At 37.7% G+C, this 12,965-nt stretch carries 13 protein-coding genes and 1 pseudogene; 13 read left to right on the top strand and 1 reads right to left on the bottom strand.

The window, feature by feature from the left end; genetic code table 11:
* The 12 genes and pseudogenes from C5469_RS16870 to C5469_RS16815 all read left to right on the top strand — a co-directional run.
* A pseudogene (locus tag C5469_RS16870) lies at positions 1 to 356 on the top strand (type VI secretion system Vgr family protein); the annotation flags it as partial.
* Entirely contained in the window at positions 356 to 1,168 is an 813-nt protein-coding gene (locus C5469_RS16865) for a DUF4123 domain-containing protein (protein WP_166309122.1), read from the top strand. The pseudogene C5469_RS16870 and the gene C5469_RS16865, both read left to right, overlap by 1 nt.
* Before the next feature lie 43 nt (positions 1,169 to 1,211).
* Entirely contained in the window at positions 1,212 to 1,394 is a 183-nt protein-coding gene (locus C5469_RS16860; protein WP_166309119.1) for a hypothetical protein, read from the top strand.
* A 2-nt stretch (positions 1,395 to 1,396) separates the two neighbouring features.
* Positions 1,397 to 2,998, top strand: coding sequence for a hypothetical protein (locus C5469_RS16855; RefSeq protein WP_166309116.1), 1,602 nt, complete (start codon positions 1,397 to 1,399; stop codon positions 2,996 to 2,998).
* Between the two features lie 55 nt (positions 2,999 to 3,053).
* Positions 3,054 to 3,905: a hypothetical protein gene (locus C5469_RS16850; RefSeq protein WP_166309113.1), complete on the top strand. Its 852-nt coding sequence runs from the start codon at positions 3,054 to 3,056 to the stop codon at positions 3,903 to 3,905.
* A gap of 243 nt (positions 3,906 to 4,148) precedes the next feature.
* Positions 4,149 to 5,000 carry a hypothetical protein gene (locus C5469_RS16845; protein ID WP_166309110.1) on the top strand — a complete coding sequence of 284 codons (852 nt, stop codon included), beginning with the start codon at positions 4,149 to 4,151 and terminating at the stop codon, positions 4,998 to 5,000.
* Between the two features lie 629 nt (positions 5,001 to 5,629).
* Complete coding sequence (locus C5469_RS16840) at positions 5,630 to 5,830, top strand: hypothetical protein (RefSeq protein ID WP_166308926.1); 201 nt, start codon at positions 5,630 to 5,632, stop codon at positions 5,828 to 5,830.
* Positions 5,821 to 6,474: a hypothetical protein gene (locus tag C5469_RS16835; protein WP_242689506.1), complete on the top strand. Its 654-nt coding sequence runs from the start codon at positions 5,821 to 5,823 to the stop codon at positions 6,472 to 6,474. The genes C5469_RS16840 and C5469_RS16835 overlap by 10 nt, the downstream gene beginning before the upstream one ends.
* 62 nt (positions 6,475 to 6,536) lie before the next feature.
* Complete coding sequence (locus tag C5469_RS16830; RefSeq protein WP_242689505.1) at positions 6,537 to 7,511, top strand: hypothetical protein; 975 nt, start codon at positions 6,537 to 6,539, stop codon at positions 7,509 to 7,511.
* Between the two features lie 508 nt (positions 7,512 to 8,019).
* Positions 8,020 to 8,529: a hypothetical protein gene (locus C5469_RS16825; RefSeq protein ID WP_166309104.1), complete on the top strand. Its 510-nt coding sequence runs from the start codon at positions 8,020 to 8,022 to the stop codon at positions 8,527 to 8,529.
* 95 nt (positions 8,530 to 8,624) lie between these two features.
* Positions 8,625 to 9,656, top strand: a complete 1,032-nt coding sequence (locus C5469_RS16820) for a hypothetical protein (RefSeq protein ID WP_166309101.1) — start codon at positions 8,625 to 8,627, stop codon at positions 9,654 to 9,656.
* An 836-nt stretch (positions 9,657 to 10,492) separates the two neighbouring features.
* Positions 10,493 to 10,762 (top strand): type VI secretion system PAAR protein, encoded by a 270-nt coding sequence (locus C5469_RS16815; RefSeq protein ID WP_166309098.1) that lies wholly within the window; start codon positions 10,493 to 10,495, stop codon positions 10,760 to 10,762.
* A 191-nt stretch (positions 10,763 to 10,953) separates the two neighbouring features.
* On the opposite strand, the gene C5469_RS16810 is transcribed toward C5469_RS16815, so the two are convergent.
* Entirely contained in the window at positions 10,954 to 11,682 is a 729-nt protein-coding gene (locus tag C5469_RS16810) for a LuxR family transcriptional regulator (protein ID WP_166309095.1), read from the bottom strand.
* 512 nt (positions 11,683 to 12,194) lie between these two features.
* Between C5469_RS16810 and C5469_RS16805 the strand changes: the two genes are divergently transcribed.
* On the top strand, positions 12,195 to 12,788 hold the full coding sequence (locus C5469_RS16805) for an inclusion body family protein (protein WP_166309092.1): 594 nt from the start codon (positions 12,195 to 12,197) through the stop codon (positions 12,786 to 12,788).
* The last annotated feature ends 177 nt before the right edge of the window (positions 12,789 to 12,965 follow it).

The following is a 12,965-nucleotide window of genomic DNA, read 5'->3' as shown; positions in this document are numbered from 1 at the left end:
TAACCGTAGAAGGGCAACAGGAGCATAAAACGACCGGGAACTATCTTGCCCAGATTGACGGTGACAACGCCTTGCAGGTCAAAGGTGATGTGGCCCAAAAAATCCAGGGCGTATTCAGTGTTGACGCCAACGGTGACCTCACTGTGCAAAGTGGCAGCAAAATCAGCCTGCGAGTCGGCGGTAACTTTATCGTCATTCATGCCGGAGGCGTTGATATCAAAGGCCCGGCCATTAATCTCAATTCCGGGGGCAGCCCGGGGGACTTATTGCAACCGGCGAATCCGGCGATTTTACAGGCCGCCGCCAGTGCCGGCTCCCTGTTCGTGGCGCACTGTCCGATGAAGGATAAACAGTAATGACAGAAGAAAAATATTATGCCGTCATTGACGGTGCCGCCGAACCCCGGCTGTTTTTTATCCTGGAACACTTTGACCCGCCTGTGACGTGTCTGTATGACGAGTCTTTACAGCCTGAACTCTTGAAAGTGGCCCCGTATCTGGTGGAAGTGACCGAAAAAGTCGGGCTTTTTCTGGCAGAATGGGGAACACCCTGGGGGATCTTCCTACACTCGCAAGCCGACATGAGAACACTGCGCCAGCATCTGCGTAAATACCTTCAGGTCTTATTGCCCGATCAGTCTAAACCGGTGTTTTTCCGGTTTTATGACCCGCGCAATATCTGGGATTTTCTCAGCATCCTGAGTGACTGGGAAATTCACTGTTTTCTCGGGCCGATAGATAAAATTGCCACAAATTATCCGGGCATTGACAGGCAGGATAATTTTCACGCCGCCAGAAAACAATTTCCTCGGGGTGCTAGCAGTAAAAGAAAGATGTTATCGATCACGCCAGAACAACTGGAAAAGATCCAGATTATTTTTACAGAACGTTATGTGCAGAAACTGGCCTCATTCATTGATGAGTGGGGAAGAATAGAAGGACTTAATTACATTGATTATGCCCGTACACTATTCACGTGGTTCAGAAATATCAGTATTACGGATGACCGCAGTATTCGGGGGTTAATGAAGTTATTTGTATTACATAAATATTGTTCGATAGAAGAACTGCCCGTTCATTATAAAACATTGCTGGAGAATGACAGCGAACCGGGATATTTACGGGCAGAAAAGCTGTTATTACAGGAATTAGGTAGTGTACCACTGTGATTTAATATTAATTATCTTAACCTTATAGACATGAGGAAAGAATATGGAAAATGCCATGAAAATCGGTGATGTCTTAGTACCGCCTTCATGCCATCCCCGGATTATTGCAGCAAGCTTTAGTACGGTTTTGATTGAGGGTAAATCTGCGGCCAAAACCGATGATGCAGTCAGTTGCAGCAGGGTAACCCTCGGTAACGACCGCGTTAATATTAGCCAGAGGAAATAATAATGACGTCATTAGCTGCCGGGAACGCCATTTGTGATTGCAAAAACCCGGATACCTGCACACACCGCGTTGATATTACCCTTGGTGACAAAAAATTCAGTTATATACAGGAAAAATTTTTCCCCGCCATTTATATGGTGGTAGAAGATGACCAGCCTATTCCCTTAACGATCAAGTCAATTAGTAAAGGCTGTGCCTCCAATAATTCTCAGTGTCCGATTGGTGATATTTATGATGATAATGTTTTTCAACACATTGCCCGATTTTCTCCGGCTCAACCGTATAAAGGGAAAATTGCTTACCGATTGCCTGCCGGGGGTTTCTCATTAGAGGAAAATAATCCTTTCCGTTTTATTGATAAGTTTGTTATTCCCAATAATGGACTCGCCGGCCTGGAAAAATCATCCTATTTTATCCGAGTGACCGAGTGCGCCGGGGAGCCGTTTGTTCCCCAAAAAATTAATATTTACAATGAAATAAAAAACATTTTCGTGGGTAAAAAGCCGGTCTTTTACACGGCTATCAATTTAGTGCTTCTTGAGAAATTTGAGGTGGATGTTTTTTTTGGGCTGAAACAGGCGATTGAAGAGTTTAATGACGAACAACGGCGTCAAACCTTTCGCGAAAATTACCCTAACCGGGCCAGACCTGGCTCCCGATACGAAAAACGATTAACAAGAAAATACACGACACCCTATGAAGTCACCAACACCCTGACCATTACCGGCAAAATCTCTTCTACCCGTGGAAAAGAAACGCGTAAATGGTCCAAAGAATTAGAACAGGAGTACAAAAAAGGCACTCATAAGCTGAATTTGCTTGAATCGGTGGGAAACTCGGTTAAACAAATTAACAAGGTCTTATCGGATGGCAAGAAACCAGACGAAATCAAACTCTTATCTGCCGAAATTTTATATCCGGTCATTAATCTTCATGGCGAAGGCGCATTATGTCAAAGTTCTACAAATCAGCTTTATTTTAAATGTAAAGGGGGGATAAAAGCCGCCCCGCTGTTCGGCATAGCCCTCCGACTGGATGTTATCCAGATGTTTGCGAATTACTATAAACTGGATACGTTGGTGGCAACTATTCGTGAACATGGGCAAGAACGGGAACAAGAAGTTAAACGGGGCAAAGATGGTGCCTATCTTGGTGTTCAACTGGATTTAATCGTGAAAGGCAGCATCGATTTGGGTTTCAGTTGGGCTTCGGATGAGAAGAAAGAGTGGCATTTTGAGCCCGGAGCGTTGGTCAAAGGCAGCCTGGCTATTGGCGCAGAAACCAATATTCGGGGTGGTGTCCGGTATTGGGCTGTAGAGGGATATTTTAAGGCCAGCGCTGAAATTATGGCTGAAGTGTGTGTTGCATTGGATAACAGCCGGAAAGATAAGCTGGATCTGGTCTTTTATCATGAAGGGATTAAAGCGAAGAGCAATGTAGCTTATGGGGTAGGAGTTGGAAAAGAAAAGGAGAAAAATAGTGGAAAAATTAAAGGTCAGCAATCAACGGATAAGAAAAATTTACAAGATGAAATTGAAAAAGAGTGGATACTTCAAGAACCGTTACCAAAAGATAAATCAAAATTCAGAGTACAACTGGGTTAATACTTTGCTGGCTTTACTACTAGTGATGAGTTATTCAGTATCAGGAAAAACAAATATGATTGAATATAAATATCTATTGTCACTCAATACACATCATAGTCTCTGTGTGGCGAGAATTAATGACATGATGGCACTGGAAAACAGTGATTCGAAATCTGGAACACAATCGAGTGGTTTTAATATGACTGCCTTCGTTGAAAATGGTCAGAATACGATGGAATTGCTGATGGGGTCTCTGGATGAAAATTCTGATACTTTTTCCCCAGACAATGAGTGTGAAGCGACCCTCACTAAAGCGTCTCCGTATGGTGATAAAGATGAAGTGATCAGCCATATCAAATTGACTGTTGATGATAAAGGCAATGTCACAACACGAGAATCTCAGAGCCAATTGCCAAATGGTAAAGCCGGCTTTGATTACGCAGCCATGTCAAAAATAGAAGCGGAAGAAGGGCTTTTTGCCGCACAGAAAACCTTTACGCTTAGTGGATTACCGGACTGGATGTGGACAAAAGCGCGGCCAGTTTCGGAAAAAAATGATATGGAGGCGATAAGAAACTTCTATCTGGAAATCAGCAATACCTTACATCAGCGAGATTTAAATAAATTATGGAAGATGAGTCAGCCTGCATGGGAAGAGTGGGCAAGAGCTGAAAACAGCCAACCAGAGATTTTCTTTAACTCATTTGGATTTAAAGAAAAACTAGAAAACAAAAACTATATCGTCAGAGCACCCGATTGGAGTAAATACAGACTAATAAGTTATAAACAAGGGCGACTATTCCGACTAGAATTTGGTGTATGGGGAGGATCACCTATCCGAATGGATAATAAAAAGGAAGATAAATACTTTGAGTACAACCCTTATTTATCGATCATCAACGGCAAAGTGATGATTGCTCGTTAAGTAAAAAAATCACGATAATTATTCAGCCTAAGATGAAAGCAATCTTAGGCTGAAAATAACAGTCTCCAGCAATAATCATTTATATAGCAATATGTTTTTTCCAAACGATATGCAAAATAAATCGGAATATAGACTATTATGAACTATAACCAAAAGAAAAATCGAAATTCAGGGTATCTCTGGGTTAGTACTCCGCTAATTTTACTCCTTATGATAAGTTATTCCACATTGGGGAAAACACCTATGATCGAACACAAATATCTGTTGTCGTTTAAGAGCCAGCGTAGTCTCTGTGTGGCGAGAATTAATGGCGTGATGGCACTGGATAATGTCGGGTCAAAGACAGGCACACAATCCAGTGGCTTTAATGTCACGGCCTTTGTCGAAAATGGTCAGAATACGATGGAATTGCTGATGGGGTCTCTGGATGAAAACTCGGATACTTTTTCCCCAGACAATGAGTGTGAAGCCACCCTCACTAAAGCGTCTCCGTATGATGATAAAGATGAAGTGATCAGCCATATCAAATTGACTGTTGATGATAAAGGCAATGCCACAACACGAGAATCGCAGAGCCAGTTACCAAATGGTAAGGCCGGCTTTGATTACGCAGCCATGTCAAAAATAGAAGCGGAAGAAGGGCTATTTGCCGCACAGAAAACCTTTACGCTCAGTGGATTACCGGACTGGATGTGGACAACAGCGCGGCCCGTTTCAGAAAAAAATGATATAGAAGCGATAAAAAACTTCTATCTGGAAATCAGCAATACCTTACATCAACGAGATTTAAATCAATTATGGAAAATGAGTCAACTCGCCTGGGAAGAATGGGCGATAGGTGAAAATAGCCGACCAGAGACTTTCTTTAACTCATTCGGTTTTAAAGAAATATTAGATGATAAAAATTATGTTGTCAGAGCACCTGATTGGAGCCGATATAAGCTGGTAAGTTATAAAGAAGGACGATTGTTCCGGCTGGAAGAAGGAGCATTAGGCAGCTCACCTCTTGTATTAGACAATAAAGCTACGAATAAAAATTTTGAGTACAACCCTTATTTATCGATTATTAACGGCAAAGTGATGATTGCTCGTTAAGTAAAAAAATCACGATAATCATTCAGCCTAAGATGAAATCAATCTTAGGCTGAAAATAACAATCTCCCGCAACAATCATTTATATAGAAATATGTTTTCTCTAAACGATATGCAAAATAAATCGGAATATAGACTATTATGAACTATAACCAAAAGAAAAATCGAAATTCATTGAGATATGACATTCAGGCTTATAAATTTATTCTTCATCAATAGGATTAGATGAAATTATAAATTCACCTGATTTTCAACTTTTACCTTTAGATTTTAGTCAATCTAAAATTGATATTTCTCTTGATGGCCGGGTTGTTTTTATGTCTCCCTCACCACTTGTATTTATTAACAAAAATAATAGTAAAGACAAGACACTATTAAATCAAAAATATCGGTTCGATGGAAAACAATTTATTTTAACTCGATAATAACATAAGAACACGAATAACAAAGAAGACTTATTAACAAAGAGAGTCATTCAAAGTTTCCAATAAACCCTCAATATTATATTGGTAATGAAAGATTTATTACAACTCGCTAATGACATGCAATAAAAAGAAGTTTCCATCCTATTTAATGAATAGGAAATTTATTCTTCAAAATAAACTTAATTTCTCTTAAATAAGGAAAATACAATGGGAAACGCAGTAAAAATGGGTGATATCGGTACCGCACATGATGATTGTGAAGCGACACCGGTGATTTCCGGTTCCACCAGTGTGAAAGCCGATGGGATCCCTCTCGCCCGCCAAGGCGATAGCTTAACACCGCATTCACCTCAGTCGATGACAGTTCCCATTTTGTGGGTTTCAGTGCCGCCCCGTTTATGGGCATGACCGCCAAACTGGACCTTATCCAAATGGGTGCCGCTTATTGCAAGATAGACCAAATCGCCGCCAAATTCCGGAAAGCAATAGAACGTAAGAATGCGAATGATAAAAACTACTTAGAGATTGAATGTTGCCTTATTTTAGCCTGCAATCTGTCCTTTCAGCTGGGTGCTGCCTATAAAAGCAAGCAATGGACTTTTGATGCCGGTAATAAGAATGATCTGAAATTAAGCCTGGAAGGAAAAATAAATGCCGCTTTTAAGACCAGGATTATGATAATGGAAGTTGCGCTAAATGCGAAAGGCGCTGTCAAAACGGCGGCGGGTTTTAAATTCGATCAACATGATAAGGGGATCGATCTCGTCGGTTACCATGATGGGATTACAGCTGAAATTGAAATAGAGGCTGATATAAACGCAGATAAGAAGAAAAAATCTATTGCTAAAGTCAAGAAGAAGTGGGTCATTGCCGATCCACTAAAGGCCAGCGAATCCCCGTTAAGAATAAATCTGCTAGGGGAAGAACGGCTTATTACCCGGCCTGAGACAGTCCCAGGGGCTGAAACAACGCCGTGGGAAATGGGTTATAACCCTAAACCTAAGCTGGATAATATCCCATTTATCACTACGGGATTCCCAGGAATGAGATAAGAAAGAAAAAAGGATAAAAAATGAAATTAAAATCGTTATTACTATTATCAGGAGTGCTTGTTATGTCCAGTGCTAACGCAGATGAATCCAGGTTGTATATTCGTAGCGTATTCGATATCCAATATGCCTTTTGTGATATTAAAACCAATGGCGTAACGGGGTTCAGTAACCGTAATTCAGCCCAAGCCGCCCGGGGATTTGGTACTGGAAGCACGGGCTCTATGCTATTAATGGCCAATGGCGAAAATGAAATCAGCCTAGAGTTCGGGGCGCTAAGCTGGTTTTCCCCAGATAAACTGTCAGATAAAGCCCGTAATCACTTCAACCCTGAAGCGACATGCAAACTGGAGCTGACTGCCATGCACGGTAAAAACAGCCAGATTCTGACAGCAATTGAAGTAGCGATTGATGAAAATGGTCAACCTGAAACAATAGTATCCACGAATGAACCCAAACACGCCGCTATCAGCACCCCGATTGTCCGCCATGTAATACAGGCAGACAATGTAGAAGCCGGACACATAGATAAAAAATATTTTGATGCCAAAGAATTCCCATTAAATATGACCTTATACCGATTTAGTCGGACGGTAAAAGTCAGTGGCTTACCTGACTGGGAATGGATTAAAGCAACGCCTTATACTGATACAGCAGAACAGCGCCGACAACTGCAACAGGCTTATATGGCTGTCTGGCAAGACTATAATACCAAAGATGTAAATACCATCCGGGAACAACAAAAAGTCGCGCTTAAAGCCTGGGCTTGGTCAACCGGTGAAAGTGAAGAGAGTATCTTTACCAGCAAATTCTTTCATCAAGATTTTAAAGAAAAAAGCTTTAAAATGATACCAATTAACTGGAATGACTACCGGGTTAAAATAATGAATGAGGGTAGAATGGTTAGACTGGTAAATAAATCAGACTTAAATAACGCCCCAATATCCTATTATGTTAATGATGAAGATGGTGATACAGATCTGGCTACTATCGCGCCGATTTTTTCATTAATTAACGGTCGATTTGTCCAGGTAATTTAATTAACCCATATCGGGTTATTTAACCCGATATTTTTTCTTGACTTTGAATAACACTTCATTATGTTTAATAATAAAAAACTCCCAATTGTATTATTATTTATATTACCCATCACGGGGCTATCTAAAGAAAGTGAAAATTCTATAAATAACAAAATAGAACCCATTGATTACAGATTAGAAATTGAAGTAAATAAATGCTCAATTGAGTTATTTATTAATGGAATGAGAATCCTTTCATATTATGATAAAGAACCGATGAATACACTAATCGGCATAGGTGAATATCTGAAACCTAAAAATAATACAATACAATTCTATACTTGGCCATCAAATAGAAAAAAAGGATATTTTCGATTCAGGTTCAATATGTAACTTCACACTAGAGGCAAGAAATAGATTCGAAACTCCTGATCTAAAACCAGTTATGAGTATAAAATACAATCCTAATGATAATATATAACATAATATCTCTGACTCATCTCTTGATATAAAATCGGAAAATGAACAATTGGCGAGATTATTAGGCCGCAACAAGATAAATCATAACAACGAAAAATACTATTATGAATATTCACAACAATTTGACATAAAGAGTGATTACCCTGTATGGAACTGGGTAAATTCCTATCAATTTTCAAAAGAAAATAACGTTATAGATTCATTACCAGAAAACTATCAATCAGCGCTTATTTCTGCCTATAAAGAATATTGGGCGTTCTTAAAAAGCAAAGATCTTAAAGGATTGAAGCAACTGCATAAAGAATTCCTGGATGAATCAGTCAGAGCTAATGGTGGTAATAATGATGATTACTTTTCATCAATAGGATTAGATGAAATTATAAATTCACCTGACATTCAGATTTTACCTTTAGATTTCAATCAATCTAAAATTGATATTTCTCTTGATGGTCGGGTTATTTTTATGTCTCCTTCACCGCTTGCATTTATTGATAAAAACAAGATACCATTAAATCAAAAATATCGTTTTGATGGAGTAAGATTTATTTTAACCCGATGATAATTTGAAAGACAAAGAGGATTTATCCCTCTTTAAATAATAGATCAGTTATTATTCCATAATAAATTTAGATGAAAGAACTTGAAGGTAAAAAAATGAAATTAAAGTTGTCTCTTCTTTTCTCACTATTACTCTCAGCAAGCGCCATTTTTATGTTTAGTGCTAACGCAGATGAACCCAGACTCTATATTCGTAGTGTATTCGATATCCAATATGTCTTTTGTGATCTTAAAACCAATGGCGTAACGGGATTCAGTAACCGTAATTCGGCCCAAGCCGGCCGAGGATTTGGTACTGGAAGCACTGGCTCTATGCTATTAATGGCCAATGGCGAAAATGAAATCAGCCTAGAGTTCGGGGCGCTAAGCTGGTTTTCCCAAGATAAACTGTCAGATAAAGCCCGTAATCATTTCAATCCTGAAGCGAAGTGCAAGCTGGAGCTGACCGCCATGCGTGGTAAAAACAACCAGATTCTGACAACGATTGAAGTAAGGATTGATGAAAATGGTCAGCCCGTGGCAACAAAATCAAAGGATGAAACCAAATACGCAGCTATCAGTACACCAGTTGTACGCCATGTGATACAAGCAGATAATGTAGAAGCCGGACATAAAGATAAAAACTTCTTCAATATTCGAAAATTCCCGCCCAATATGACCTTATACCGGTTTAGCCGAACGGTAAAAATCAATGGGTTACCTGACTGGGAATGGGTTAAAGCAACGCCTTATACCGATACACCGGAACAGCGCCGACAACTGCAACAGGCTTATATGGCTGTCTGGCAGGCATATCATGCCAAAGACGTAAATACTATCCGGGAACAACAAAAAGTCGCGCTTAAAGCCTGGGCTTGGTCAACCGGTGAAAGTGTAGAGAGTATCTTTACCAGCAAATTTTTTCATCAAGATTTTAAAGAAAAAAGTTTTAAAATGATACCAATTAACTGGAATGACTACAAAGTTAAAATAATGAACGAGGGCAGAATGGTCAGATTGGTGAATAAATCAGACTTAAAGAATTCCCCAATATCCTATTACGTTGATGATGAAGATGGCGATACAGATCTGGCTACTATCGCGCCGATTTTTTCATTAATTAACGGTCGATTTGTCCAGGTAATTTAATTAACCCATATCGGGTTATTTAACCCGATATTTTTTCTTGACTTTGAATAACACCTCATTATGTTTAATGATAAAAATTCCCAATTGTATTATTATTTATATTACCCATCACTGGGCTATCTAAAGAAAATGAAAACTCTATAAATAACAAAATAGAACCCGCTGATTACAGATTAGAAATTGAAGTCAACAAATGCTCAATAGAATTATTTATCAATGGAATGAGACTGCTTTCATATTATGATAAAGAAACTATAGATTCATTATCAGAAAAACATCAACTAGTCCTTATTAATGCCTATAAAGAATATTGGGAATTATTGAAAAACAAAAATCCTGAAGGGTTAAAAAAACTTCATAAATAATTATTAAATGAGTCAGTAAAATCTAATGGTGGAAATAATGATGATTATTTTTATTTATTGGGATTAGATACATTTTTAAACTCGACTGATTTCCAACTTTTACCTTTAGAGTTTAGTAAATTAAAAATTGAATTATCCCTCGATGGTCGAGTTGTCTCTATGTCACCCTCACCACTCAGTTTTATTGATAAAGAAAACCATTCAAGATTTTCAATAAATCCAAGATATCGTTTTGATGGAAAAATATTTATTATAACTCGATAATAACATAAGAACAAAAATAACAAAGAGGACTTGTTAATAAAGAAAGTCATTCAAAGTTTTCAATAAATCCTCAATATTATCCTAGTAACGAGAAATTTATTAAAACTCGCTAAGGACATAAAATAAAAAGAGGGTTTTACCCTGTTTAATCAACTGGAAATTTATACTTCAAAATAAACTTAATTTCTCTTAAATAAGGAAAACACAATGGGAAACGCAGTAAAAATGGGTGATATCGGTACCGCACATGATGATAGTGAAGCGACACCGGTGATTTCCGGTTCCACCAGTGTGAAAGCCGATGGGATTCCTCTCGCCCGCCAAGGCGATAGCTTAGCGCCACATTCTTCTCATCCACGAACTATTGCAGGCGGTTCCAGCACAGTCTTTATTGATGGCAAACCCGCCGCCAGAACCGGTGATGCCGTCAGTTGTGGTGGCGTGGTCATTGGTGGGGGCAGCGTCAATATTGGTTAAACGAACCAGCCACAACCGTGAAATGTCGCAGAAAGAGCTGCTATACCCAATAGATTTCAAATTGCAGCGCGGCGGTAAGTGAACGCATCCCCGGGAGCATAGATAACGATGTGACCGGGGTGAGTGAGTGCAGCCAACAAAGAGGCAACTTGAAAGATAACGGGTATATAATAATTTTTCGTTGATATTAGTTATATATAGCCAAGTAATGCAGCCTTAGCTATTGCCTGAAATTTGTTTCTACAACCAAGTTTCTTAACAATATTCATTAGATGAAAATCAACTGTACCTTTAGTTACACAGATAATCGATGCAATCTCACTTGATATCATTCCATCTGCAGTATATCTTAATATTTCTAATTCTCTATTTGAAAATGAAGTTTCATCTACATAGAAAAATTGCAAATACTTTGTGTGTGAGATCAAATATCTTATTATCCTAATATACACGCCTAAAATTTCTCCACTGCATTTATACATTGTCTCGTTATCAATATGCCCATCTTTCCCCGCAACAGAAAATATTCCGTAAGTTCCTGAAAATGCAGGAAGCCCAAATGTGATCCCAGAACGAAATCCATAATTCTGACTCACATACCAAAGCTCTTGCCCATTAGATTCTGAAAAAAAATCCAAGTCCCATACTTTTGAAAAAGAAGGTGGAACAGGTCGGAAATTTAGAATAGGATCAATCATCCAATACTTTTTTTCTATATACAGGTTTCTCCAGGATTCATGATAATTATTAAATAAATACACTTCACGGTTAGATATAGGAAAGCGTGCCTTTAATATAAGAGAGAACAAATTAAACCCCGAAATTTTGTTAATAATTTCACAAATTTCAGCCACAAAATGAGCATCTACATCCAATTCATGAAATTTATAGGGTGAGGTATATGGCCGATAAATATTCATTCAATGTCCTCTGAAAAATTAAGAATATTGATAGTGAATCCCAATATCTATTATAGTAGCAAAATTTACACTTAATAAAGAAAATAATTTATTGCTGTTATAAATAAGCAAGATCTGATAATCCACAATGTATTATTCGTAAACGATAGAAATTATATCAATAGGATTGAGATTTTAATAATCATGAAAATAATATATGCGTGGAAATATATTATAGTTATATGAAACATATTAAACTATTATTCAAGGTAATTTAAGCAATTATTTAACATATTAACCTAAAGTTTTTGTGTTTTATTTCTTATCACAATTAATTAACTAAAATATTGAACTATATAAAGCAGCACCTAATAAATATATGAGTAATTTTCCCATATAAACTATGATTTATACCAGTAGCTATTTCAACTTTAATAGTTAATTATATAAAAGGAAAGTTATAATAATAAGAAGAAGAAATCAAAATAACCTTGCGATTCAAAATAAATGATTTAAATATGTAAAGAGGTGTTATGATGAGTGAAGTCATTCAGAGTAAAGATGATTTTGTTACAGCCAGGAACTCAGTTACAGCTGATGTAACCTTTGTTATTGATGTTGATTCAATCATTGAGTATCTTCGCGATAATAATATCAAAAATTCTCTGGACCCTACAAATCCAATAATTATCCGTCAGCATGTATATATAGCTAATTATACGCCAGCACTTGGACTGAAAGTGGCGAGTTCATCTGGTGCCCGTGTAACTGTTCCTATTAATGCCAATATTAGGTGGAGAGCTACTACTGTATCTAATAATTTCGACTATACGATTATATTGTATAAATTCAAAAAGCTTAGTACAACGGAAGATGTCATCTCTGTTCCATCACAAATCTGGTCACAGAACCCTATGGGCAAAAAAGTTCCAATGGTCCCTTCAGGAGTTAATGCAGATGAGGATGAACCGAAGGTAATTTTTATTGAATCTAAAGATAGTTATTTCCAGGCAACAGCGCATAAACCCGGTGTAGAACAATATACATGGTTTTTTGCCGCTTATGACGGCACAAAGCTCTTAGGTTATTATCGATACGATCCATATGTTGAAGTAACTAATAGCTAAACATTTGTATACTGTCATTTCCTACTGGAAAATTATTAAAATAATTTTCCAGTATTTCCGTTTTATCAATTTCACCTAAATATCCATAATTAACACCAACACATATAATAATAAAACGAAGCAATATTATTTACTTATAAAATAAAACTTCCAATACACAAGAAAATTTTATTTCCA

It is taken from the genome of Photorhabdus cinerea (assembly GCF_011189575.1).
GTDB lineage: Bacteria > Pseudomonadota > Gammaproteobacteria > Enterobacterales > Enterobacteriaceae > Photorhabdus > Photorhabdus cinerea.
The sequence above is the reverse complement of the archived record's forward strand: the minus strand, read 5'-3'. Positions and strand labels throughout refer to the sequence as shown.

Bases quoted from the DNA above. Each gene is read 5' to 3' on its own strand.
- C5469_RS16865 (WP_166309122.1), top strand. From the start codon at position 356: ATGACAGAAGAAAAATATTATGCCGTCATTGACGGTGCCGCCGAACCC.
- C5469_RS16860 (WP_166309119.1), top strand. From the start codon at position 1,212: ATGGAAAATGCCATGAAAATCGGTGATGTCTTAGTACCGCCTTCATGC.
- C5469_RS16855 (WP_166309116.1), top strand. From the start codon at position 1,397: ATGACGTCATTAGCTGCCGGGAACGCCATTTGTGATTGCAAAAACCCG.
- C5469_RS16850 (WP_166309113.1), top strand. From the start codon at position 3,054: ATGATTGAATATAAATATCTATTGTCACTCAATACACATCATAGTCTC.
- C5469_RS16845 (WP_166309110.1), top strand. From the start codon at position 4,149: ATGATCGAACACAAATATCTGTTGTCGTTTAAGAGCCAGCGTAGTCTC.
- C5469_RS16840 (WP_166308926.1), top strand. From the start codon at position 5,630: ATGGGAAACGCAGTAAAAATGGGTGATATCGGTACCGCACATGATGAT.
- C5469_RS16835 (WP_242689506.1), top strand. From the start codon at position 5,821: ATGGGCATGACCGCCAAACTGGACCTTATCCAAATGGGTGCCGCTTAT.
- C5469_RS16830 (WP_242689505.1), top strand. From the start codon at position 6,537: ATGTCCAGTGCTAACGCAGATGAATCCAGGTTGTATATTCGTAGCGTA.
- C5469_RS16820 (WP_166309101.1), top strand. From the start codon at position 8,625: ATGAAATTAAAGTTGTCTCTTCTTTTCTCACTATTACTCTCAGCAAGC.
- C5469_RS16815 (WP_166309098.1), top strand. From the start codon at position 10,493: ATGGGAAACGCAGTAAAAATGGGTGATATCGGTACCGCACATGATGAT.
- C5469_RS16810 (WP_166309095.1), bottom strand. From the start codon at position 11,682: ATGAATATTTATCGGCCATATACCTCACCCTATAAATTTCATGAATTG.
- C5469_RS16805 (WP_166309092.1), top strand. From the start codon at position 12,195: ATGATGAGTGAAGTCATTCAGAGTAAAGATGATTTTGTTACAGCCAGG.